Source organism: Streptomyces sp. NPDC048417, assembly GCF_040651615.1.
Taxonomy (GTDB): domain Bacteria; phylum Actinomycetota; class Actinomycetes; order Streptomycetales; family Streptomycetaceae; genus Streptomyces.
In genome coordinates, this window is record NZ_JBEZKI010000026.1 from 138,310 (window position 1) to 163,354 (window position 25,045).

Below are 25,045 nucleotides of genomic sequence, written 5' to 3' on the forward strand. Positions count from 1 at the left end.
GGGAGAAGGAGGGGAGCGCCGGTCAGACGACTCGGCGGGCCGCGAGAATCTGCGGCTTCCAGGACGCGAGGGTCGCGAGGCGGACCACGTCGCCGGTGTGCGGGGCGTTCACGATCAAGCCCTGACCGACGACCATCCCGACGTGTTCCGGGACCTCGGTAGTGCCCTCGGTGAAGACGAGGTCACCGGGCTGGAGAGCGTCGACCGATACCGGCTTGCCCTCCTTGACCTGCGTGTACGTCGTCCGCGTGAGGGTGACCCCTGCGGCCTTGTACGACTGCTGCATCAGGGAGGAGCAGTCGCAGCGGCCCATGGGGTCGAGCCCGTGGGAGTCAGTACAGCTCCCGCCCCACTGGTACGGGGTGTCGAGCTGGCCGAGCGCCCAGCGGATCGCCGTCTGGACCTTGGGTGCAGCGTCTGCCGGGATCTTGTATCCGGCCGGCAACGCGCCGGGCGGGATGATTCCGAAGTCTGTTCCGTCCCCGCCGCTCGTACAGCCGCCCGCGGTACTCGTCGGAGAACTGCCTGTGCCGCCGGAACCGGATGGCGAAGGGCCCGGCGACGTGCCGCCGGCTTTCGACAGCAGCGGTTCGATAGCCTGCCGCAAGGCGGTGGCCAGGGGCTCCCACTTCGCGTAAGCCTCGGGGAAGCCAGACCTCTGCACAGCCTGGGCGGCCTGGGTGACGGACAGGGACTGCCAGCCCGAGACCTTCTCCAACGCCTCGTAGAACATCGTCGAGGCGTGCACCGGGTCGAGGATCTCGTTCGCGGTGCCCCAGCCCTGCGACGGTCGCTGCTGGAACAAGCCCAGTGAATCGCGGTCGCCGTAGGTCAGGTTCCGCAGACCGCTCTCCTGCAAGGCGGTCGCCAGGGCCACGACCTGGCCCCGGACCGGGATGTTCATCGCGACGCCGGCGGCCTGGATGGTCTTGGCGTTGGGGATCTGCTCGGCCGGGTCGTCCAGGCCCGGCACGGAGACCGTGCCCTTGCCGCCGCCGTCCAGGATCGCCTTCACCTGAGCGGCCACGGCAGAGGTATCCACAGCCTGTGTACCGCCGGTAGAGCAGGAGGCCGAGGCACTCCCGGCCGCGATACCGAGGATCGGAACGGCCAACAGCAGCGGACCGGAGGCGACGAGACCGACGACGGTCCCGGTGGTCTTCTTCATCGCCGCTGCCGTTCGCCGGGGCGGACAGCCCGGCCGGGCAACGGGGTTGGGTCAGGGCGTGGGCGTATCAGGGCGTGCTGCATCGCAGCGGCTCCTTGGGTTCGCAGGAGGCGCGGTGCCGACTTCTCGTGCAAAGCCGTCGGCACCGCGCCGATGTGAATCCGCCTCTCAGGGCGGGCCCGTGTCAGGGGAGTTGGTAGCTCCCGGACGCCGGTCTCAGGTCATGCGCGGCAGCCAGCCGCGCTCGTAATCTCAGGCGGTGCACCGGGTCTCCTTACGGCTTCGAGAACGGGGGCCAACGTGCCCTCCGGGCCGCGCTCTTGGACGCGGCAACACGGATCAGCTCAGGTCAGCTGGGGTGGAGCCGGGCTCCTCCTCGGCGACACGGCGAGACAGTAGACCGGGATTCCGGCCGTACCAAACGACCGCCGAACCCAGGCCGGAAGTACGGCACAGGCTCGCTAGGTGCGGCCGGGAAACGCGGCTAACCTCCGGCGCAACCCCACTCCGAACGGCCGCTGTTGACCGCCGTCCGAAGCTGGACCAGCCCCTTCGTGCCCTGAAAGAGGCCCCGCACATGAGCTACACGCTGCACCGAGGCGACGCCCTCACCGTGCTGAAGACCCTCCCGGACGAGAGCGTCAACGCCGTCATCACCGATCCCCCGTATAACTCCGGCGGACGCACCAGCTCGGACCGCACCGGCCGCACCGCCCGCGCCAAGTACGTCACGGCCGGATCGGCGCACGACCTGCAGAACTTCCCCGGCGAGAACCGCGATCAGCGGAGCTATCGAAGCTGGCTGACCGCGCTGCTCACCGAGGCGTACCGGGCCGCGACCGAGCACTCCGTCGCCATGGTCTTCTCCGACTGGCGCCAGGAGCCGACCACAAGCGACGCCCTACAGATGGCGGGCTGGACCTGGAGCGGCACGATCCCCTGGATCAAGCCCGCCAGCCGGCCCCGTAAGGGCGGGTTCAAGCAGTCGGCCGAGTTCATCACCTGGGGCGTCAAGGGCAGCCTCGAAAAGGACCGGGACCTCTACCTGCCCGGCCACTTCATTGCGTCCCAGCCCCGCAAGGACCGCGTCCACATCACCCAGAAGCCGGTCGAGATCATGCAGCAGCTCGTGCAGATCTGCCCTGAAGGCGGCACCGTCCTCGACCCGTTCACCGGCAGCGGCTCAACAGGCGTCGCCGCCCTGCGCGAGGGCCGGCGGTTCGTGGGGGTCGAGTTGTCCTCGCACTACGCGGCCGTCGCCGAGCGAAGGCTCCAGGCGGAACTGAACCAGGACCACTTCGTCCTGGCCGGACCGGAGGCATGAGCATGAGACCGACCAGGCCGGGGCCGACGGACCACAGACGCAAAAGGGCGGCGGGTGCCTCGAGAAACCGATGAACCCTGCCGCCCTTCCTCTGGCGTCAGGCTGCCTCGAATGCCCGCCGGATCAGCGGTCCCGCCTTCTCCAGGTCAGCGGCAGAGGCGATTCGTACCTCCAGGTCGCCCGTCCCGAGGTGGCCGATGCCGCGCATATCGCGCGTGAAGCCCCCTCCAGCTCGACCGCGTCCGGGTCGACCTTGAGGTAGACCAGAATCGCCTCGTGCTTTGGGCGGAAGATGACGGAGGCGACGTTCACCATCCGGCGGTAGGCGATGTAATGCCGAAGCTGAGCCACTTCGACCTCGCCCCAGACGGTGAGGGCCTCGTCCAGCTCGCCATACAGGTTCTGCAGGCAGCCAGGAATCGCACTCGCGGTGGCGGTCGCTTGAGCGGACGGCTTCCCGTCCTCGCCAGCGGCACCAGCCGTGACCTCACGCTCGCCCCTCTGGCGCCGATCCGAGATCGGTCTCGTAGATCCAGGCGTGGACTCGATCAGTAGCAGGCTCAGCAGCCCGCCCTCGAAGACTCGGTAGCGCACCAGGTCGATCCGCTCGCGCAGACGGCGCACCGCGACTCGGTCGTGGTGCGAGAAGCCGGCTGCGATGCACACCATCCGAGGGTTCCTCCAGTCGATCGACTCGGCGACCTCGGATCCCAGCTTCCCCTTGACTAGTGCCTCGAACTCGTGACGTGCGGAGTCCAGCCACGACAGATAGGAGACAGCCTGCGACAAGACACCGCTGTCGGCGCCCTTCTTGTATTCGATCAGTGTAGGCGTGCCGTTCTCGTCCAGGCCGAGCGAGTCGATCCGGCCCCGGTGCCACGGCCCCGTCGGGTACTCCGACGCCAGGAAGCGGATGCCGAGCATCGTCTCCATCCCCGCCTCGATCCGACGCTGCAGTTCCACCTCCAGTGCCACCGTCGAACCCCGCAGCTCGACGTCCCGGCCATCGGCATCCTGCCGGAACAGCATCAGGTCGGTCACCGACGTCCCCCTCCCGTGATCGTTACAGGAGAGCCAATCGAAAACGACAGCACGGTATTCCGGTACGCCTCAAAATCGTGCTGTGTGCCGCGGTTGCCGCGGTCTTATCTTCGAGTTTGTCTGGCCAGCCTTCGGAGGCGTCGTGTCGCGACGACCATCTGATCTGCTGTACGTAGCGCTACCCTCCGGCCCCGAGTGCCTTACGAGCTGACGCTCGGAATGCCCGATAAGACGGGCGTTTGACTTTAGCAGCGGCCTTGAATGGTGCGTCGAAGGCATCGAGTGGGCCCACCCCGCCGCGTACGGCCGCGTGGGTCCAAGACGTGGTGATCATCTCCCAGTCGTACATGGCCTTGCGGAGTTCGTCAGCGGCGTCGGCAACGAAGCGGGGCCCTGCGACGCTCACAGCGGCAGTGGCGGCGCTGAACCGCGACTAGGCATTGTGTGCCTCTCCACAGTTGTTTCGACAGTCGCTTGGTCGTGGCGAGGAGGGCGTTGTACGCATCGCGCCGCGCCTCGTTTCAAGCCCTGCCTTGCACGCACAGGGCGCGGGCTTCCGCCGCGGTGCTTGGGTCGACGGTGCCGATTGCGGCGGGCAGGTGGACATCGGCGCCGAGTCACTTGCTGAACTTCATGTCGCGCTGCAGCCTTTCGGTGGTGAACTCGCTGACGTCGTCACCTCACGACGAGGACTTGCTCGTCCCAGATCCCGAAGATGCCCACCTCCTCGGGGTCTCCTTCTCCGAGAAGGAAGTAGGGCAGCGGCTTCGCCCGGGTCAGGCCTGCGATCATGAGTAGGTGCGGGAGGACACGAGTACGGTGCGAGTCTGTGAGTGGCCCAGGTAGCCTTTGCCCTTGCTTATCAGCAGGTTGGGAGACTCCACAATCATGTTCGAGCGTGGGATGCGGGTGCGGCTCAGAGACCGCTTGTGGGAGGTCGAGGCTGTCCGCGGTGCGGGTAGCGAGACGTTCCTGGACTTGCGGCGCGCGGATGGGCGCCCGGGGCCTCGGCGGTTGACGGTGCTTGCGGACCGGGATCGAGAGCCGACGCTCCGACCTGAGTCGGCGACGGGGCTGCGGTTCGAGCCGGGTAATCCGGTTCGGCTGAACGAGTTGCATGATGCCCTCGCGCTCACCATGGCGCACGGTCGAGGCGATCTCCTTGCTGTTGAACATGGCCGGATCGACGTAGAGCCGTACCAGCTTGTCCCTGTTCTCGCGGGAATGCGTCAGCCGCGCGTACGCCTCCTTGTGGCAGACGATGTCGGCCTCGGTAAGACGATCGAGGCTGGCTTGGTACTCATGGAGCTGGCGCGGCGGGGGCGTGCGGACCGTGTGCTCATCGCCTGCCCGGCTGGTCTGCAGGACCAGTGGGTAGAGGAGATGCGCTTTCGCTTCAACCTGGACTTTGCCAAGGTCGACAGCAAGAAGTGGCTGGAGGTCCGGCGCGACAACCCGACCACGGTCAGCCCATGGACTGCAGTGCCGTACGCGGTGTCCTCCATTGACTACCTCAAGAACAATCTGGCAGCCATCCACGCGGCGCCGCCGTTCGACGTGGTGATCATTGATGAGGCTCACCACGTGGCCCGTGCCTATGCCGGCGAAGGCCGTTCCAGTGGCACCGACCGTAGTCGACTGGCTCGCGCTCTGGCCGATCACAGCCGTGAACTATTGCTGCTCTCTGCGACCCCGCACAACGGATACCAGGAGTCGTTCGCCAGCCTCCTGCAGCTGATCTCTCCGCACCTGGCCGCCGACGACGGCCGTCTGGATCCTGACCTGGTCAAGCCGTACATCGTGCGGCGACTCAAGGACGACGTCGCGCGTGGCGAACCGCCGCAGCCGATCAGCCGCCGCCGCCCGCCGCAGCCGATCGAGGTACGCCCCACCAGCCGGGAGAAGGAGATCCACACGCGGCTGCGCGGACACAGTAAGCGTGTCCTGCACGCGCTGCGCGACACCGACTCCTACCACGTCCAGGCATTCGCCCTGGAGGTGCTGCGCAAGCGCGCTCTGTCCAGCCCCCACGCGCTCAAACAGAGCCTGCGCCGTCGCGCGCAGAATCTCGGCATCCCGCCCGTTGAGCACACCGGTCGCCACCGCATGGACGTCCTCCAGCAGTACCGGGGTGACACCGCGTTGCCCGAAGAAGATCTGCTGGCCGCGGAAGAGCTCGCGCTGGAAGGCGTGGCAGCGCACCTGAAGGCAGACGATCTGCGAGAAGAGCAGCGCCTAGTCGCCAAGCTGCTGGAGCAGGTCGAAGCGCTCAGCCCGGGGGACGACAGCAAGCTCACTCGGTTGCAGGGCTGGCTGGAAGGCTTCCGGGCCGGGCGACGCGGGGAACGCGTCATCCTCTTCACCGAATACCGGGACACCCTGGACTACCTGGAAGAGAATCTGGGCCACGGTCCCTTGCTGCGGGTCGACGGTACCGTTCCGCTCGCCAAGCGACGCGAAGTACTGGAGCGTTTCTCCCGGACCCCCGGCGCGATCCTGCTGGCCACCGATGCAGCTGGGGAAGGTCTCAACCTGCAGGACGCCTGCCACGTGGTCGTCCACTACGAGCTGCCGTGGAACCCCAACCGGCTGGAACAGCGCAACGGGCGCGTCGACCGCTACGGACAGCAGGACGTCGTAGAGATCAGTTACCTGTACCTGGGCGATACCCGGGACGAGGAGATTCTGCAGCGGCTGCGCGAGAAGCTCGCCACCATCACGGTCCAGCTCGGATCCAGCAGCGATGTCCTGGGCGTCGCAGGCCGCAGCGATGTGATTGACGGCCTCCTGGAGGACGTCTCCCCGGAGGAGCTGGAGGAACGGCTGGAACGGGCGGTACAGCAGGTACGCGAGTACCTTGACCGCAGCGGCGCACTGGTGCTCATGCAGGGCATGCAGAACGAGAAAGAAGCCGAGGCCGAGACCGCCGTCGCCCGTGAACAGGCCCGCTGGCTGCTGCCGGACTTCGACGAGTTCCGCAAACTCGTGACGTCCGTCGTACGTAGTTGCCAAGGCCGGGTCAGCGGCAGCGGCGACGTACTGACCATCGATCCTGGGCCGCTGCTCAAGCAGTACCCCCTGGTTCCCCAGGAGGCGTTCCAGGCCACTTTCAGCCGCAGCGTGGCCTTGGACCCGGAAAACCGAGGCATGGCGTTCCTCACCCCGGTGCACCCCTTGGTGCGCGCCGTCCTGCAGCGCGTCCGTACGAGGCTGTACGACGAGAGTGCCTCCGACCGTGTCGCGGTACGGCCGGTGGCCGAGGGCGGCAACGGTTGGTTGTTCACCTACGTCGGCCGCATCACCTCCGACGACAACAGGGTCCTGGAAGAACCGCTCATCCCCGTGTTCGTACCTTGGACAGAAGGCGGCCGTCCGGGCAAGCCCAGCGATGACGAGGCCGCAGACCTGCGTCGGCTCCGGCAACGCGCCGCCCCCCTCGGCAGTCATGACCCCATTGAGCAGGCCCGACGAGAGATGGCCGCAGGATTCGATGAAGCCGCGCTGATCGGTCAGCAGGAGGCATCCCGCAGGATCGCTGGACGGGCCGAAGGGCTCCGCGAGCAGCTGACTGCCGACTCCCGTCGGCTCCACGCGGACCTGAACCGCTGGCACGCCGCCGAACTCGCCGAAGCCGAGCGCCGCTTCGCCACCGGCCTCGGTGAATCCGTACAGCTCGGCCTTTTCGCTGACACCGGACACGGCGCCTTCCACACCGTCGACGAAGCCCGAACCGCAGTTGACGCAGAATTCGACCGCCGCCGCAAAGCCCTCAGCCGCGGATTCCAAGTCGCCGACATCACCCAGGGCGAACCCGTCGGCTGCATTGTGTGCGTGGAGGCGCCAGTATGCTGAACATCACCGTCGCCGGCACCACACTGTCGACGTACTACCTTTCCGACCCTGCCCTCTTCCTCCGCGAACAGCGCGACCGAGCCGGGGCCGACACAGCAGCCGACGGTGTCCGCCACGCCAAGCGCGAGCTGCGCCGTCTGATCGCCGACATCGACGAAACCAGCACTCCCGGCGAGACCCGGAAGCGCATGCTGACCTGGCTTGCCTGCTTCGGCTGGACATACACCGGCAGCCCGCCCGCGATAGAAGAACCCGTCCTGGGCCAAGCCCACGGCGCCGACAGCGAGCAAGCACCTGGTCCCGATCTCGTCTCCATCCTCATCACCCCGCCCGGACAGCACCTCGACGCCTCACCCACCGGACGCCGAGCTGGAAAGCTGCGCCCGCAGCGCCAGGCCGAGGTCTGCGCCCGCGGACACCAGCTGCCGGCGGTGCTCCTCAGCAACGGCGTGGAACTGCGGGTGATCCGCCGCGACCCCGGGCTCGGCGGCGAGGCCAGCTATCTCTCGGTCGACCTCGTCGGTCTGGCGGAGCTGGGAGATGAGCACGAGTGGCGGGTGCTCTGGGCCCTTCTACGCCCCGAGGCGTTCAGGCCGGACGATGCTGGCGAGATCCTGTGGAAGCGTGTCGAGGACGCCAGCACCGATGCGGCAACCGCAGTCAGCGAAAACCTCTCGGGTGGTGTGCGCACTGCGATCAGTGCTATCGCCAACGGAGCCCTGCACCATTGGCAGATCGCAGGCCAAGAGCCGCCGGAACCTCGTGCTCTGTTCGCCGACGCCCTCAAGGTTGCCTATCGGCTGCTGTTCGTCGCCTATGCGGAGGATCGTGGGCTCCTTCCCGTGGGCACCCCCGCCTACGACCGCGGGTACTCTCTGCGTGCCCTGCGTAAAGAGATCCTCACAGCGGATGCGGCCTGGGAACCCGACGGTGGTTTCCTCTGGGGCTCTCTGCAAGCACAGTGGGCACTCTTGCGGGACGGGATCGATGCCGGAGAACTCCAGATCACCGGGTTCAACGGCGGCCTCTTCGACCCGGGTAAGTCCCCCCTGCTCGACTCACCCCAAATGACTGTTGGCGATACCTTCGTACGCAACGCCATCCATGCGCTGTCATGGACCAAACCAGAACGCAACACAGGCCCTCATGCTCAGGACGGGCTACGGCCCGTCAACTACCGTGAGCTTGGCGTTGAACAACTCGGCAGCATCTACGAGGGCTTGCTTTCTTTCGAACCACAGATCGCCGATAATCCGAAGGCCCTCGTGCGCATCGGTCGGGGCCAATCCGCCCTCGTGCAGGTTCTCGACGCGGATCGGCTGCCGGAGAACGCCGAGATCCTGGAGCCTTATGAAACCGGCACCTTCTACCTCTTCGAAGCAAGTGGCCAGCGAAAGGGTTCCGGCTCCTACTACACTGCTCGGCCTCTTGCCCACTTCGTCGTCGGCGAGACTCTGCGCCCGCTCGTACAGGACGCTACCCCGGAGCAGATCCTCAACCTGCGTATCTGTGATCCGGCCATGGGGTCGGGGGCGTTCCTCGTGCCTGCCGTCCACCAGTTGACTGAAGCATACGGTGAGGCGCTGTCTCGCGCTGGCGAAATGCTGGACCACAAACTCGATGACGCTGAGCGCGCCGCCTATCGTCGCTTGATCGTCGAGCGTTGTATTTACGGCGTCGACCTCAACCCTATGGCGGTCGAACTTGCCAAAGTATCGCTGTGGCTGACCACCGCGGCAGCCGGAAAGCCACTGTCGTTCCTTGATGCACACCTTCGCAGCGGCAACGCAGTCGTCGGAGCCTCGTTCGACAGTTGGGCTGGAGTCCCTGCCCCAGCCCAAGGTGGTCGGAACCAATGGGCGGCAGTGGGAACCAGTGAGTCGCAGGTCTCCCTCTTCGAGACTGAGGAGCCCGACCTTGCCGCGCTCGTGCGTGTGAGACGGTCGCTAGCCCAAGAACCGTCAGAAGACCGCCTTCAAGTCCGCGCCAAGGAACAACGATTCTCGGAGCTGCTCAAGAGAAACGACTTCACTAGGCTGCAAGCCATGGGGGACTGGTGGGTAGCTCCCTTCTTCTACCCCGCCAGCCTCAAAAGCAATACAGGCCAGTGGCTCGATGGCCATGAGGCGGTCAAGAGAGGCGATCCACCTCGTGGCGGGCTGGATGAAATTCTCACTCAGGTGAGAACCGAGATTCGCCCTTTCCATTGGGAAGCAGAATTCCCAGAGGTCTTCTTTGATGGCAAGGGGGAACGTCGAGCTGACGCAGGGTTCGATGCCATGATCGGAAATCCGCCATGGGAGGGCATTACCTTTAAGTCGGCGGAATTTTACGGACGCTTCGATCCGTCGTATGTGCTACTTAAGAAGAAGCAAGATAAACTCGACCGCCAAGCCGAACTTGAACATAATCCCAGAATCAGCGAAGCGAAATACGTCACGAATTCATTTCTGTCTGGAATGAAATCATTTGTCAAGGACTCGGGCGTATATGAAATGCTTGGCACTAAGGGGACGTATAATCTCTACCGATCATTCCTGGAGCGAGAGCTCAAGCTACTCTCGAAGAATGGGAGAATCGGATTGGTGATTGATTCTGGTGTAGTCGGAGATGCTGGAACTCAGTACCATAGGCGAGAGCTATTCGACAACTGTAGAGTTGATCAGTTCGTCCTGTGTGACAACTCCAACAAGATTTTCCCCATCGATACGCGTGAGCAGTTTCTCCTCCTAGTTGCTGAGCGCGGGGGTAAGACGGACATGCTTCGCTTCACAAGTGGTGTGTCGCGCCTTGAGCACTTGATGGATCTGGATCGCCGCACGATCTTTATTCCTAAGAGCGCTATTCGGGCCATGGCGCCTGAGACGCTAGCGGTTCCTGACGCCCGTGACGTTGGGCTTTTGAATTTGCTCGGTGTGATTTATTCACAGAAGCCTCTTCTGTTGCAATACATGAAAAATGGCGGATGGCAGGTCGATTGGGGGCGCGAGCTCCACATTGACGACAATAAGGATTGCTTTTCGGAGGTGCCTGATGGGATTCCCTTGCTTGAGGGGAAAAATATTCACCAGTTCGTAGACCGATTTGCCGAGCCCTCGTATTTTCTGAACGCTGCCGGGGATGAGCTTCTGGTGGGCCGGGCGCGTAAGCGGGCCATGCGAAAGAATCTGAGCGGAGTTTCTCGCTCTCGTGGAGAACTGGAATTGCAAGGTGTTGAGCCGAGGGTGGGTGTGATCGAGATTCCGTCAACCCAGTATCGTCCGGTGCTGCGCGAAACCTCAAGTGCAACGAATGAGCGAACGCTGATCTGTGCGGTTATTCCGCCAGATAGGGCGGTGTCTCATAAACTGCACTTCTTCTATCGGTCCACCTGGGATCCTGCGGTTAACGGGTACCGCACCATTCTTGGCGCCGACTCAATGGTGTATGTTGTAGCGCTCTTGAATAGTCTTGTGATGGACTTTATTGTGCGCCGGAAGGCTAGTTCTAGTATTACTAAGTCCATTATGGCTACGCTTCCTATTGCTGATGTTCTTCTCGATAGTGGCCCGGGTCTGGAGGTCGTGCGGCTGGCGGCCCGGCTCACCTGCCGTCACCCTGCATTCGATGAGCTTGCATCAGCGCTGGGCGTAGCTTGTGCACCGCTATCCAAGGGGGAAGAGCACAACCTACGCGCCGAGCTGGATGCCCGGGTAGCCCACCTGTATGGGTTGTCTGCGAAGCACCTGGAACTGATCCTTGCCGACTTTCGGCAGAGCGCTGGCGCTGAAGGGAGCCCGGTCCGACCTGATGAGGAGTACAAGGACTCTGTCCGGAAGCACTTTGCCCGGCTGACGGGTTGACTGTCGTTGTCGGTCCGGCCGTGGATGTCAGTGCCCCGCACTACGCTCTTCGTTGACCGTTCCTTTGACCCTCCGCCATGGCAGGGCCAAGGGGTGGTGCGCGTGTGTGACTCAGCGATATGGCTACGGGGACTGGAGGGGCGCAGAGATGAATCCGCTGGAGCTGGCCGATCGGTTGCGTGAGGACTACCGGCGTTTCACCTGGACCACCTATCCGGTCGCCGATCCGGGGCTGCGTGCGCAGCTGGAGCGCATGGTCGACGAGGACGCCCTGCTGTGGCGGGGCCCCTACCTGTCTGTGCAGCCGCGCTTCAAGCTGGACGCCACCCTCGCTGAGCTGGCTGGCACCATAGGCCTGGCACCGGAGGTCACCGAGGCGTTTCCCCGGGTCGAGCGCCTGTTCACGCACCAGGTCGCCGCGGTCACGCGCATCCGGCAGGGCCTCAACACCTTGGTCGCCACCGGCACCGGCTCGGGTAAGACCGAGTCGTTCTTGATCCCGGTCGTCGCGCACGCCTTCGATAACCGGCACCGCCCCGGCGTGAAGGCAATTGCGCTCTACCCCATGAATGCGCTGGTCAACGATCAGGAAGACCGGATCAAGGCCGCCTGCGAGGCACTCGGCCTGACCTATGGTGTGTACACGGGAGCGACGCCCGCCCACGAGCGCACGCGGATGCAGGAGACGCCGCCCGACATCCTGCTCACCAACTACTCCATGCTGGAGTACGTCCTCACCCGGCGCGACGACCGCGCCCTGTTCCAGCACGGGCTGCTGCGCCACTTGATCCTGGACGAGATCCACACTTATCAGGGCGCGCTCGGTACCGAGATCGCCGGTCTTGTTCGCCGCCTGCGGGGCCACATTGACGCCGAGGGGCTGGTGTGCGTCGGGCTGTCCGCGACGGTGAGCGCGGGTGGCGATCACGACGTTGACCTTCGGCGCACCGCGGAGTTCGCGAGCAGCCTGTTTGCCGCCCCGTTCGACGTGGATGCCATCGTTGAGGAGACCGCAGTTCCGCAGCCGGAGCCGGACCTGAACGCCATCGGTCCTGCCCCCGACCGCGAACAACTGCGCCAGGCTCTTGCCGAGGGTGGGGACACCTCACGCCTTCGGGCCATCCTCGGAGATCCGCAGGGCAGCCCGGTCCTGGACCTGCTGCGCGCCCACCTCGCCCAGCCCAGCAAGGTGGACGAACTCGTGGCCACCCTCGCCGCTCTTCCTCAGCGAGCAGGTGCCGACCCGGAGGCCCTGGAGGAGGAGGTGGCCGGCTGGCTGCTGCTGGGCGCGGACACCCACACCCCTGCGGGGCCGCCCGTCCTCGAAGCCAAGGTCCACCTGTTCCTGCGCAGCCTGCCCACCCCTGTCCGTTGCACCGCCGAAGCCGAGCACCTGCTCCTCGACGGTGCGACCACCTGCGCCATCGACAGCTGCGACGCCAAGGCCACCACCGCGCTGGGCGTGTGCCTGGGCTGCGGACAGGACTACGACCTGGAGCGGGACGAGTCTGAAGGCCCTGTTGCCCGTTACGTCGCCCGCCGCCTGACCGCCGAGGATCCCTACGAACTCCCGCAGCCTCGCAGCAAGACCTGGTATACGGCGAAGCGGTGCACCCGCTGTGGCAAGGACACCCAGGGCAGCATGACCTGCCTGGGCTGCGGTGTACTCAGCCGCGACGTGTTCGTTGCCGTCCCCGACGCCGGTCGCCCGCTCACTCGCTGCCTCGGATGCGGATACCTGCGCTCCAGCGGCGCGGTTCAGGAGTTCACGGCTCGCACCGCTGCCGCCGTCACCGCCGCCGCGTTCAGCCTGCACACCGGCCTGGCGGCGCAGAGCGACGACGAGATGCTCCGGCGGCTCCTGATCTTCGCCGACTCGCGCCAAGACACCGCCTTCCAGGCTGGCTATCTGCGCGACCGCTCCCGCGCCGTGCAGGTACGCCGCATGATCGTGGACAGCGTCACCGCCCGTGCCCGCGACGGACACCCGGCTGCCAGCTTCAACAGCCTCGTTCAGGATGTCTTCCAACGCGGCCAGGAGTCCGGGCTTTACCAAGACCCGGCAGGCAAGGACGCCCGGCAGCGAGCGCTGCGGGTATGCGAATGGGATCTTCTCGGCGAACTGGCCAGCGACGAGCGACGCCCGCCCACCTTGGAACGCCTCGGTCTGATCACCGTTGGCTATCCCGGGCTGGAGGCCCTTGGCGACGACGCGCTGAAACCCATCACGGACGACCTGGGCACCGACCCCACCGCAGCCCGCTGGCTGCTGGCCCGCATCCTCGACCTCGCCCGTACGCGCGGCGGCGTCGGACACGAACTGCTCAGCAAGCGCCTGGACGCGAAAATCGAGTCCGAACTGCTTGAAGCCGGCGCGACCATGGCAGCGGGGCAGTCCGTCACCGGATATGGCGAGACCACTGTCAAGGTCCCGGGCTCCAACCCGCTCGCCCTGAGCGCTCGCGGATCGGCCGCGCGCTTGGTCAAGACCGCCTTCCCGCTCGTGACCGGGTCCGACAACATCGAGCGGGGCGTCCGCAAGGCCGTGGACCTGCTCGCCGAGCACGAACTGCTGGCCAGCACCCAGGTCGGCACCGGCAAAGCCCGCATAGCGCTGCGTCAAGTCCCGCCCCAGGCCATGGAGATCAGGCCCGCCAACGACACGATGTTCCGGTGCCGTGCGTGCCGAGCCGTGCAGCCCGAGCCCTCTCCGAAGAGCAGGTGCGCCACCTTCAACTGCAAGGGCACGATGGAGCCCTGGCAGGGCGACGAGGACGATCACGAGCGGCTCCTCGCGGCCAGCGATGCCCCACTGATCGTCAAGGCCGAAGAGCACTCCGGACAGGTCCCGTTGGAGGACCGCGAACTGATCGAAGAGCGGTTCAAGACCGGCGACCTCAACCTGCTGGTCTGCACCATGACGCTGGAACTCGGCGTCGACCTCGGCCAACTCCTCGCTGTCATCCTGCGTAACGTTCCGCCGCGCCCGAGTAACTACGCGCAGCGCGCCGGTCGCGCCGGCCGCCGTGAAGAGCGGGTCGCACTTGTCGTCACCTTCGCTGGCGGCATGCCGCACGACAGCTACTACTACGCTCGCCCAGTGGAGATGATCCGCGGGGCCATCCGCCCGCCGGCGTTTCTCCTGGACAACCAGCGGGTAATCAAGCGCCACGCCAGAGCCATGGCCCTGGAGCTGTGCGGCGAGAATCTCCCCCAGTGGATGCGTGGACTGGTCACCGAAGACGAAGCCGGAGACCTGCAGAACATCGATGAAGTGAAGACGGCCCTCGCGGAGGGGCGTGACCGCATCGCCGCCCGGGTGATCGGCGCCTTCCGGCTCGGCCTTGCTCAGGATGACCTGCCCTGGCTCACCGAGGACTGGGCGTACACGGTTGTCGACTCCTGGACCGAAGACCTCAGCGAGGCGGTTGAGCCGTACCGCATCCGGCAGAAGGGCTTGATCGAGGAGTGGACACAGGCAACCAATAAGCCGGGCAACAAGGAAGCCTCACGCGCCATCGCCAGCATCAGCGCGAGCCTGGAAGCGATGCGCCGTGGCGACTACACCCGGGCGTACACGCTGTCCTACCTGAACTCCGTTGGCTTCCTGCCCTCGTACGCCTTCCCGACCGACACGACCACCTTGGCGCTGGAACGCGAAACGGCGGAACTGTCACAGGACTCTGTCCAGGCCCTCAAGGACTACGCGCCCGGCCAGCTCGTTTATGCCCGCGGTGCCAAGTGGCTGGTGGACCAGGTCGATTTCCGCCGCGCCAACCTGGTGAACTCCGAAGGCGTAGGCGCCCTCGTACGCGTCAACCTGTGCGCACGCTGCGACACAGTCAACGCCCCGACCGATGCTCACTGCATGTCGTGCAACAGCGACGAGCTGACCCCCCAGCTCAGTGTCCCGATGCGCGCCATGCGCGCTGCCCGCCGCCAGCGGATCTCCGCCGACGAAGAACACCGCTCACGCTCACCTTTCGAGGTCACCCACCACCTCGGTGCCCCCAACACTGCCGAGACCTACCTGTTCGAACGCCCGGGCCTGGTTCTGCACTGGGAGCGCGGCGCCGACCTGACCATCCTCAACCGGGGCCGCATCGCCAAGGACCATCGCGACAGCGAACGGTTCATCGTCTGTACCGGCTGCGGACTGTGGTTCGATGCGATCCCTGGCCCCAAGCCGACCCAGGCCCAGAAGAACCGGGCCAAGCTCCATGACGCGATGTGTACCAACCAGCGCCTCGAACCCAGCGTCCTCCAAGTTGACCGCCGCGTCGACTGCCTGCAGATCCTGCCCGACCTGGAATCCCTGGACATCCGGCCCGATAATCTGGAGGAATTCCTCGCCAGCGTCCGCGCCGCCCTCGATCTAGGCTGCCGCGTTGTACTGCAGGCCGGAGACGAAGAAGTCGCCGGCTTCGACTGGCCCCGTCCTGACCCGGAGAGCGAGGACGCCTCCCTCCGGCTGGCCGTGCTCTACGAAGAGGTTCCTGGCGGGGCCGGCTACCTGCGCCAGCTCGCCGAACGCTTCGGCGAGGTCGCCGCAACCCTCGTCCCCGTACTCGACGACTGTGCCTGTGAACGCTCCTGCTACGCCTGCCTCCGCTCCTACGGCAACCAGCTCGAGGGTGACCTGCTCGACCGCCACATTGCCGCTGACTTCCTGCGCCGCTTCATTGACGCGCCGGACGTGTCGGGCCTCCGCGTCCCCACTTACTCCGATGCCTTCCATGGTCGCCCTCGATCCGCGATCGAACGGCGGTTGGCGATCGCGCTCATGACAATCGGCGCCCCGCGTGGGCAGGCGCAGTTCGCGTGGGGAGACCGTGGCTCCACCGACGGTAACCCCCGCCCGGTGACTGTCGCCGACTTCGCGTGGCCCGAGGACAAAGTCGCTGTCTTCTGCGATGGCTGGAAACATCACCACACACCCGAACGACAGGCCTCGGACACGGCAAAACGCGATGCCATGAAGTCAGCGGGTTGGACAGTCCTGGCGTTCTGGGGCGGAGAGATTGTCCGCGACGCCCAGCACTGCGCGGAACAGATCAAGGAACATCTGACCGATAGCTGAATGCGGTGCGGGCCCCGTGCACCTCCACGGGGAGTTACACGGGGCCCGCCCACTTGACCGCTGCTGGGCTACGCCATCGCCGGCATCGAGAGGACCCGCTGCAGCGCGGTGTCGGCGGCCGGGTACGTCTCGGTGATCTCCGCTAGATCGTCCCCCGCGAGATAGCGGTAGCTCTGCGGCGGATGGAAGTCCGCCGTCGCGCGAAGCGCACTGAGCGGCACCGGATCGGTGATCCGGGTCGGAGTCTCAAGCGTGATCGCGCTCGCCTGCATTGCGCCGCTCATGTAGTCATCGAACTCCTCCCTGCTAATCGCGGTACGGGAGTGATGGGCCGACCAGACTTCGGCGGGTGTCGCGATGTGTACCGCGCTCACTCGTGCTGTCCCCACCAGCGCCATGGTTGGAGCCGTGGCGTACAGCACCACTGGCGTGCCAACGGGCACCGCTACTCTCTGGCGGCGTACCTCTACTGTCTTGGTGCCGTCCAGGATGGAGTTGGCGAAGCGGGGGTGGACGGACAGCAGCATCGCTCGTTCCAGCTCGTTCACGTCCGGGAGTGACCTTCCTGGTAGACCGCTTGGAACAGCTTGTTGCTGATCTCCGAAAGCGAGATTAGTGGCAACGGGGCTTCGAGCGATCTAGAAAGCTGCCGCAGTCGGCGCAAACTCACAGGGTGAGGGAAGATCTCGGTATCGGAGAAGCGCAGAGCCATGGCGAGGCCAGTCTTCTTATCGGCGACGTCCCGGACTTCATTACGGCCGTAGACCCCGAGATGTTCAAAGCGCTCGAACAGGGCGTCCGCGTCGTCCACAACCACCTCGTCCAGACGTGAGCACCCCACTGCTTGCTGCCCCGACACCCCTTCGCTCATGTACCAGAGCAGCCGGGCAGGTACCTGCTCACCCCGGTGGCCGGGCGAGCGGTAATACACATGCTCTCGGCTCATCCCGAGCTCATCACCCCGGGGGAGCAGGGTCGCCGGGACATTGAAGAGTGACGATGACCAGCGCGGCTCGATCGGCACGAGGAACGACTGGAGCAGCGCATCGGTGATCTTCGCAGGCCACCAGGCGACCTCTGCTGAGGAGGCCACAGCGGCCGGAAGACCTGGCTCCAGCACGGGGATGTCGCGCCCCACCAATGAAGCCGCCTCGGCTGCCTTGGCACGGACTGCCTCGGCTGTGCCGCACACATCCACAATGAGAGCAATCAGGCCCTCGTCGTCCTGGACGAAGCCGTCGTCGGAAGCGGCAGCTTGGGCAGACGGCGAGATGTGATTGTCGGTGATCTTCAGCACGCGCCCTCCGTGGTCCCGGCAGAGTCCCTTGAGTAGGAACAAGAGCTGCCGAGCCAAGGTCCCTTCCAGGGGATGCGTCGCGGTACGAAGGATCGAGACAACAAGGACGTCGCCTTCGAGCGCCCATACATAGAGTGCTACCGGATGCCCGTCGGCGTCCCGCACCAGCTCTCGCCGACGCTCAGGTGGGCCGCTGGCCAGTGAGCGGAGCCGGTCGACGAAGACGGATCCTCGATCGGTTTCGTGCTGGTCGAAGAAGGCCACAAGCTCGGCTTCGCCGCCGGAGGCAACGGTGCTGGTCCTGAAAGCCGTTCCCATCAAATCGGCGGGCCGGTACAACTGCGCCAGCCGCAGCTCCTCTACGTGCATCGCCACGACAGCTGGCGGGAGTACCCGTATCTTGGCCACGTCCCAAGCGAGATCGGCCAAACGTGGCTGCACAGGCACGCGAGTGGTGAGCACCTGCGACCCCGCACACGATGCTTCTGCGACGTACTGCAAGAGGCTGATCTCGTCGGCCCGAGCCGGTACTTCCCAAGATTGTGTGGCCTCGGTCAGCTCCTGCAGGCGCCGTAGCACTGCCTCACCGGGCGGCCTGAGATGCCGGAACGTCTGGAGAGCAGACCGCTGGTGCTGTCTTTCTCGCTGCTCTTCGATCTCGTTGACCTTGTGGAAGAGGCGGGGTGTGACCGTGAGTTCGATCAAATCGGCCAGCCATGGCGCCTCGATGCTTCGCGACTCGTTGGTGCCCTGGGCCGGCGTGAGTGATCGCAAGTCGGCGAAGACGCCGTGGTCCATAGCGACGGTCAGCAGAGCGCCGATGTCCGGGTCGTCAAAGAGGTCCGGGTGTTCGTGATCGCGCCACCATCCGTCCAGTGGCATGGCCTTGTTCCCTCGCCCTGGTGTCTCCCCACGAGGGACGAAACCGAGGCTGCTCCACATGCGGCTGAGTTCGTAGTCCCGGCGGCACTTCGCACGGATTCCGAACCTGTCGCGGTGGCGGGCAGTGATCTCCTCCACCAGCCTGCGTGCGACGCCATGCTTTCGGTGCTGCTCACTGATGCATAGATGCGTCAGTTGGACGTGATGATGCCGCCGCTTGGGCAGGGCGTAGAGGGCATAACCCACGAGTTCATCACCATCAAAGGCCCCGAGCAGCGTCTTGCGGTCAGCGGCCTGCTGGTACACCGGAGGCGGCAACATTCCCAGAGTCTTAGTGTTCTTGTCGCCGAGCGCCACGATGGCATTGATCACCTCAACCTCGTCGGCTCCCACCAGCCTGACGGTTACATTCATGAGGTCCCCCCTCACTTTGCGTGTCGAGATCACAGTCTGTCCTCCGAAGCCGGGACGGCGCCAGGGTTTCGAAGCCGAGGAGTACTCGCCTCCGTCAGGCCACTGCATTGCGTTCAGGCGAGGCTCGCCGGTGTCAGTGCTGATCCATGCCGGTGGCAAGGCCGGACAGTGGGTGCAGAGGCACTGTTGCAATGAAGTCTTCAGTCTGGTTCTTATGGAGTTATGCCCGCGCCCCTTCGCAGAATCGAGCCGAGCCGCCTGGCGGCCCGGCGCGAAGAGCTGGGGCTGACACGAGCGGAGCTGGCAGTTCGGGCTGGGGTGTCGGAAAGGATGATCTTCTTCTACGAGGAGGGCAGGCACTCGCCAACTCCGGCCCGGTTGGACCAGCTGGCCAAGGCTTTGGGGTGCGACTCTGGAGCGCTCACCGGAGCTCAGCGCGGTGCGGAAACGCTGATCGATCTTCGTTATGCCGCTGGACTGCCCGTCGACCGAGTCGCTGAACTGCTGCGAGCATCGTCCGCAGGACGTGACCTGTGCGTGTCCGCAGCCAAGGTCGCGGCTCTGGAGAGCGGTCGCCAGGTGCGTGGCCGTGGGTGGAAGGACGTCCAGACGACCGGCAGGTTGCTCGCTCCTCTTGCGAAAATCTACGGAGTGCCCGTGCGTATGGTCCTGGACGCCTGGATGCGCACACGTACAGATGAGCCTGCACCGCAGATTCCGGGCAAGCGGCAGCAGGACCCCTCGCAGGCCGCACTGAGGACCTGGGAGTTGTTGAACGAGCGGCAGCGCATCTACCTGGGCGAAATCATGCGGGATGACCGTATGACGGAGACCGAGATGTGGATGCGACGGGTGCAGCGTCTGCCAGTGCCCCGAGCGGCCGAGTGGCGCAAGCTGCCGTTGACCCTCAAGGCCGCACCGTCAGTGGTGGGTTATACGCGCCTGCAGGAACGCCTCCGGCGTGGAGGGGTGCACGATCCTGGCGCTGGTCAGACCGTGCATGCACTTGAGCGGCGGGGGCTGCTGATCATCACGGAGGATGCCGTCGAGCATCCCAGCATTGGTCATGTGGACAGGGTGCTGGTGGAGATTACTCGCCGGGGCCGAGCAGCTGCCCGCGCCGGGCTGGGCGAGCCTCGTGAACCCGACCACGCGGCGCATCTGCTGTCGGAGTGGCTGTGGAGTGCATTGGCACGGGTTGCGGCGGCGGAGCCGACCGGGTTGGAGGACGACCGGTTGGCGGGCCGATCCCTCTTCTTCATCGGCGTGGGCTACAAGGGGAAAGCGGGTGGCCAGCCGAGCCGGGGCTTCGTCGATTCCGTTCCGGTGATGGCGTCAGGGGGCACACACGTCGACGAGTACCGATGGCGATTGACCAGGCTCGGTAAGCGGCATGTCGCGGAGTATCTCGATCTCTATCGGGAGCTCTATCCGCAGGTCGATACCACAGGGCTCGGCCCTTTTCCGGTCGACTCGCTCTAGAAGCTGGCATTCCCTCCATCTCGGGGTGATTGTCAGTGGTGCGGTCTACGCTGCGGATTTGTGACGAGCCCCATCACGCACGACGATGCTCAGACACTCGACGAAGCCAGGGTCCGCTACCTGGTCACCCGGGCCGCCCTGCGGGCGGCGAAGGCCATGACGTCGCCAGGCTTGAAGCCGGAGCAGCGCCTGGCGACCCTGATGGAGTGCCACGGCACGATGCTGGCGGCTCGCGGGCCAAGCAGCCCGCTGCCATTCGCCGAGTTCCGGAAGGCACTCAGAGGGGAGCTGGCCGGACTGCTGCCGGACGGCGTAAGTGCCGCGGACTTGGGCGGGTTGCTAGTCATCGACCGGGACGGGCAGGTGACCGAGGATGCCTTCGATCTCGATCTGGAGCAGCGAATTCTGCTGCATACCCTGCGAAAGCTCGAAAAGGACGCGGGCGCGATCAGCGATCGGGAGCTCCAGTCGGAGATCGAGCAGGAGACGGCGTACGCGCTTCTACGAAAGCAGGGTACGCAGAACGCCTACGAGGCAGGCCGATCCGACCTCATCCGGCATCCGGCGGGCCCGGTCGACCAACTGCGCAAACTGAAATTGCCGATGGGAGTCGTCGACTTCTACGAGGAGATCCCCTACGGGTCCGTCCATCACGGCTGGTGGTTTCCCTGCCCGGTCTGCCGTTGGCCGATGCGCCTCACGCTCCGCAAGAACGCCGGCAACATCGTGGGGTCGGCTCGCTGCTGGCACGCCCCCCACGCCGATATGGGTGCCGCGTACCTCTTCCGTCCAACGTCGGACGAGAGAGCACCGGAATTGCTGCCAGAGCCGTCTCCGGCGCGCCCGAGCGGGAGGGAGGCAGTGCTGTACCCGGACACCGAGACCCTGCCCGAGGCGCTGCCCGCAGAGGGGCACAAGGCGCTCGCCCGCGGTATCTGGAGGTACACCACCGTGCCGGGGCTTCCGGAGCTGGCCCTGTTCGACCGGTTGAAGGAGCGCGGGCTGAAGGTGGACCTGTGGCCGGGGCTGGACGCCTACGACCTCCTGGTGGAGGTCGCGCCGAAGCGACGCAAAAAGGTGTCGTTCAAGGTCGATGTCAAGGACTACACGTCCGTCACGACGCTCGCGAAGCTCATCCACGCACAAGAGGGCGACAAAGGCGGGGCCGAGTGGCTGGTGGTGCCGGACTACCGGGCCCGCCAGATCCCGCTGCTCTCTGGGGTATGCGAGAGGTACGGGATGAAGGCGGTCACCGCCTCCGAGTTCGGTGAACTGGTGTGCAAGGAGGCAAAGGTGAGCTGGACATGAGCGAGGCGTCGGTCAAGGAGACTGCGGTACTGGCCGCGCTGGCACTGGCCGCCCACTACTTTCCCGAAGCGGTGGACGGGGACGAACGCGGCGCTGCCCCCTTTGAGCAGGCGGCGTTCCTGGTCTCCGGCAAGTACCAGGCGTGGGAACGTTGGGACAGCCTCACCCATGAGGAGAAGCAGCGGATCACGGCGGTGTACGCCATCGCCCCCGCCGAGATCTCGGGCCTCCGGGCCTTCTCGATCACGGCCCGGTCCATGCTCGCGCCCCTGCACGGAGACGACCCTGACGGCCCAGGGGCCATGCTTCCCTTTGAGCTGGTCGGCGACAACCCGTTCACCGCCAGCGCCGCCTTCCCACGGGTAGGCGGCGATCTGCCGGGATACGTCGACCGTCTCACAGCCCGCTTCCGCCGGCCCAGCAGCCGTCCCAAGCCTCCGGACTTCGCCGGTCCGGGGACATGGGCTACGCAGGAGATGTTTGTGAACGGGGAGGGACAGATCCAGGGGCGGCTCACTATCCCCACCTACCCCCAGTTCACCGCCCCGCTCGGCCACGACCGGCTCCCTCACGTCTCCTCTGTCCCCTACCTGCCGGACGTCCGTATCCCCACGCCCGAACTCCTTGGGCTGGCCCGGCACATCGACCTGCGCTACGCGCCGGAGAAGCGCTACCTGCACCAGATCCTGCAGCAGCTCTTCGAGGTGCTGCAGACCACCGACAGCCTGTCCCCCCGCGAGGCGCTGACGCTGACCGCCGGTCGGACAGAGATCTTCAACGCCCCGACCGGCACCGGCAAGAGCGTCCTGGTCCGGGTCATGGCCGCGTGGTTCGCCGCGAACCAGCGACGCGTCGCCATCGTGCTGCCCGACATCAAGGCGTGCCTGGCAGCGACGTGGAATGTGCGCAGAGACCTCGACCACCTGCACAGAACTGGGGTCATCGAACACGAGGTAGGTTGCGCCCACCTGATGTCCTCGTCCGGGATGCACGACCGCGCCCTCAAGCACGCCTCCCTCATCAATGAAGATCCCGACCTCCCCGGTGAATGGGGTGAGCGAGGCGAGCGTGATCTTGACCAACTGGCCTACGGATGCGCGCAGAAGACCTTCCTGGAGGCCACCGGCGACTACCCACCCGGGCGCGAACCGTGCCTGAACCTGCGCCGCCAGGGAGTGGGCTCCGCAGCCTGCCCCTGGATCCCGACGTGCGGGAAGTTCACCCCCGTCTACGACGCCTGCGCCGCGAACGTCGTCATCATGAACCACTACGCCTTCATGCAGGGCAACCTGCGCATCGGCGTGAACCTGGACGGCCGGGCCGTCCGGAGCATGACGGCGGCCGAATTCGCGCTTCGGACCTGCCACGCTGTGCTCGTCGATGAGGTGGACCAGTTCCAGTCCCGGGCCATCGACAACTGCGCTGGTGAGGTGGTCCTGCACTCTCGGCGGCACTGGTCCGCAGCGCCGCAGGAGATGGACACCGACGCGAAGCGGCTACACATCGACGACGAGCACAACCTGCTGCCCGCCGTCAGTCACGTGCGGCTGATGGCGGAGTTCCTCCTCCTGAGCATCTGCAAGAACGCCCTCAGGTTGCACGCCACGGAGGATGAGCGAGCCCAGGCCCGCATTCCAGACCAGACCAGTACCCGCTGGCACCTGGCCCGTGGGCGGGACCGCGCACTGATCCGCCTGCTCTGGCCCGAGACGGAGATCGCGGAAGATGCGGACATTCCGCCGGACTTCTTCCAGCGGCTCAACGCCCTGATGCCGGCCCGGTATCGGGGCCTCGATCCGCTCTCCTCCCAATCCCAACCGAGTCTGCTCGAACCCGACTGGGACGACGTGCGCCGGGCCCTCGGAGCCCTCGTGGCGCCACGCGGCGAGCACCTGCTCGACATGGTGAAGCTGGAGCTGCACACGCTTCTCGAGGATTCCATCAAGGACGTTCAACGGCGCTCCAAGGCCATTAACCTCCTGGTGACACGCACCGCCATGACCGAGCTGGATGAAGCTCTGTCCGAACTGCAGGACAAGGCCCAGGACTACCGCTCCTCCGGCCTGCGGTCGGCGCAGAAGATCGTGGAACTCCTGCGGGCCACGGCAGTCTCCTCGGTGATTCCGCTGGGCATGCTCGGCCGTTCCATCACCGGCTACCGCATCACTGGGCTCGACGACAAGGAGAAGAACGCCAGCCTTGTCGCCCAGACGATCACCGGTGACCCGCACACCTACACCGCCGAGCTCGGCGGTGTTGTCTCGCTCCTCCTGGCTGGTGTGGAGCGGCCGGTGATGGGCTTGTCGGCCACCGCGTACTTCCCCCAGGCCGTGCGCGAACACGTCCATGCTCCCGTCCGGTGGTGGATGACCGACGCGCAGGCCAAGTCCATCCGGGCCAGGAAGCACCGTATCGAGTACGGAGAGGGCCACCCCCTGTTCGGGGAGCCCATCAAGGTGTCAGGCACCCACCCCAGCCGTAAGAAGGACGCCCTGATCGAACTGGGCAGCAACCTGTACGACCAGAAGATCCACCGCGAACTCGAACGAACGGCGGCCCAGGACCCCGACCGCGCCCACGTGCTCGTGGTGGCCAACTCCTACCAGCAGTGCGCCTGGCTGGCACGCGGCATCGCGCAAGCCGGCCACTACGGCGGCGGATTGTGCGTTGCTGTGCGGGCGGAGGACCGCCACCGTACCGACCCCGACCTGCCCAAGGAGAACGTCGCTGTACGCCTCACCGCCGAGGAGTTCGAGGACTTCCCCAAACACGGCAAGATCCTGGTCGTACCCCTGTCGCTGATTGCCAGGGGACTCAACATCGTCGTCGGCATCCGCTCAGCCGTCCGCTCCGTCTACCTTTGTGTACGTCCCCTGGCGCTCCTCAGCGAGCCCGCCGAGATGTACGCCAGCATCAACGCCGCCGGTCTGCGGGCCCTGCCGACCGGCGGTAGCTCGAACCCATCACAAGGGCTTGCCGTCGGTCGCGAAGCTGCCTGGGAACGCCTGTCCCTTCTCCTGCGGACGGCCCCACAGTTCACGGCCATGCACAAGTCCCTCCAGGAGGAGGTCGTCGCGGGCATGATCGTCGATCTCATCCAGCTGGCCGGCAGGGCTCGCCGCGGAGGCACCGAAGCGGTCCTCCACATGGTCGACTACGCCTTCCACGAGGACACCTGGAACGCCGACCTGGAAACAGTCCTGCACCGCATCTACTCCCAGTGGAAGCCCGAAGTGCGCCAACGGATGAACGAGCTGTACGGAGAGGCGCTCAACGCGTTCCTCTCCTACGCCGGCATCGAAGCGCACGAGCCCGGCTTGCCGGACGCCTGAAAAGAATGAAGAGAAGAGGACGC

The 25,045-nt window shown here is 65.6% G+C and carries 10 protein-coding genes and 1 pseudogene; 7 read left to right on the forward strand and 4 right to left on the reverse strand.

Translation table 11 applies throughout. The annotated features are described in order from the left end of the window. Positions 1–22: 22 nt before the first annotated feature. The gene (locus AB0D59_RS35665) at positions 23–1,168 is read right to left on the reverse strand and encodes a C40 family peptidase (RefSeq protein WP_362574572.1); all 1,146 of its coding nucleotides are present in this window, start codon (positions 1,166–1,168) and stop codon (positions 23–25) included. A gap of 577 nt (positions 1,169–1,745) precedes the next feature. Between AB0D59_RS35665 and AB0D59_RS35670 the strand changes: the two genes are divergently transcribed. Continuing rightward, entirely contained in the window at positions 1,746–2,492 is a 747-nt protein-coding gene (locus AB0D59_RS35670) for a site-specific DNA-methyltransferase (RefSeq protein WP_362574574.1), read from the forward strand. A 97-nt stretch (positions 2,493–2,589) separates the two neighbouring features. On the opposite strand, the pseudogene AB0D59_RS35675 reads toward AB0D59_RS35670, so the two are convergent. Beyond that, positions 2,590–3,533, reverse strand: a pseudogene (locus AB0D59_RS35675) (DUF5655 domain-containing protein). Positions 3,534–4,553: 1,020 nt separating this feature from the next. On the opposite strand from AB0D59_RS35675, the gene AB0D59_RS35680 reads away from it, so the two are divergent. The 3 genes from AB0D59_RS35680 to AB0D59_RS35690 all read left to right on the forward strand — a co-directional run bounded on the left by AB0D59_RS35680 (position 4,554) and on the right by AB0D59_RS35690 (position 16,307). Further along, positions 4,554–7,385: a helicase-related protein gene (locus AB0D59_RS35680; RefSeq protein WP_362574621.1), complete on the forward strand. Its 2,832-nt coding sequence runs from the start codon at positions 4,554–4,556 to the stop codon at positions 7,383–7,385. Next, positions 7,379–11,227 (forward strand): N-6 DNA methylase, encoded by a 3,849-nt coding sequence (locus AB0D59_RS35685; protein ID WP_362574576.1) that lies wholly within the window; start codon positions 7,379–7,381, stop codon positions 11,225–11,227. Before AB0D59_RS35680 ends, AB0D59_RS35685 begins: the two co-directional genes overlap by 7 nt. Positions 11,228–11,375: 148 nt before the next feature. Then, the gene (locus AB0D59_RS35690; RefSeq protein WP_362574578.1) at positions 11,376–16,307 is read left to right on the forward strand and encodes a DEAD/DEAH box helicase; all 4,932 of its coding nucleotides are present in this window, start codon (positions 11,376–11,378) and stop codon (positions 16,305–16,307) included. A gap of 68 nt (positions 16,308–16,375) precedes the next feature. On the opposite strand, the gene AB0D59_RS35695 is transcribed toward AB0D59_RS35690, so the two are convergent. Together AB0D59_RS35695 and AB0D59_RS35700 are read right to left on the reverse strand one after the other, a co-directional pair. Next, positions 16,376–16,855, reverse strand: a complete 480-nt coding sequence (locus AB0D59_RS35695; protein WP_362574580.1) for an ASCH domain-containing protein — start codon at positions 16,853–16,855, stop codon at positions 16,376–16,378. Continuing rightward, entirely contained in the window at positions 16,852–18,900 is a 2,049-nt protein-coding gene (locus AB0D59_RS35700) for a GNAT family N-acetyltransferase (RefSeq protein ID WP_362574582.1), read from the reverse strand. Before AB0D59_RS35700 ends, AB0D59_RS35695 begins: the two co-directional genes overlap by 4 nt. Before the next feature lie 222 nt (positions 18,901–19,122). On the opposite strand from AB0D59_RS35700, the gene AB0D59_RS35705 reads away from it, so the two are divergent. From AB0D59_RS35705 to AB0D59_RS35715, 3 genes are read left to right on the forward strand one after another with little or no spacing between them, the layout of a single operon-like run. Further along, the gene (locus AB0D59_RS35705) at positions 19,123–20,382 is read left to right on the forward strand and encodes a helix-turn-helix domain-containing protein (protein ID WP_362574583.1); all 1,260 of its coding nucleotides are present in this window, start codon (positions 19,123–19,125) and stop codon (positions 20,380–20,382) included. A gap of 60 nt (positions 20,383–20,442) precedes the next feature. Further along, the gene (locus tag AB0D59_RS35710; protein WP_362574585.1) at positions 20,443–21,690 is read left to right on the forward strand and encodes a hypothetical protein; all 1,248 of its coding nucleotides are present in this window, start codon (positions 20,443–20,445) and stop codon (positions 21,688–21,690) included. Next, entirely contained in the window at positions 21,687–25,022 is a 3,336-nt protein-coding gene (locus tag AB0D59_RS35715; RefSeq protein ID WP_362574586.1) for a hypothetical protein, read from the forward strand. The genes AB0D59_RS35710 and AB0D59_RS35715 overlap by 4 nt, the downstream gene beginning before the upstream one ends. Positions 25,023–25,045: the final 23 nt, after the last annotated feature.

What these genes read in the sequence shown, in the direction of transcription:
- AB0D59_RS35665 (WP_362574572.1), bottom strand. Translation starts at nt 1,168, where the DNA reads ATGAAGAAGACCACCGGGACCGTCGTCGGTCTCGTCGCCTCCGGTCCG.
- AB0D59_RS35670 (WP_362574574.1), top strand. Translation starts at nt 1,746, where the DNA reads ATGAGCTACACGCTGCACCGAGGCGACGCCCTCACCGTGCTGAAGACC.
- AB0D59_RS35685 (WP_362574576.1), top strand. Translation starts at nt 7,379, where the DNA reads ATGCTGAACATCACCGTCGCCGGCACCACACTGTCGACGTACTACCTT.
- AB0D59_RS35690 (WP_362574578.1), top strand. Translation starts at nt 11,376, where the DNA reads ATGAATCCGCTGGAGCTGGCCGATCGGTTGCGTGAGGACTACCGGCGT.
- AB0D59_RS35700 (WP_362574582.1), bottom strand. Translation starts at nt 18,900, where the DNA reads ATGAATGTAACCGTCAGGCTGGTGGGAGCCGACGAGGTTGAGGTGATC.
- AB0D59_RS35705 (WP_362574583.1), top strand. Translation starts at nt 19,123, where the DNA reads ATGCCCGCGCCCCTTCGCAGAATCGAGCCGAGCCGCCTGGCGGCCCGG.
- AB0D59_RS35715 (WP_362574586.1), top strand. Translation starts at nt 21,687, where the DNA reads ATGAGCGAGGCGTCGGTCAAGGAGACTGCGGTACTGGCCGCGCTGGCA.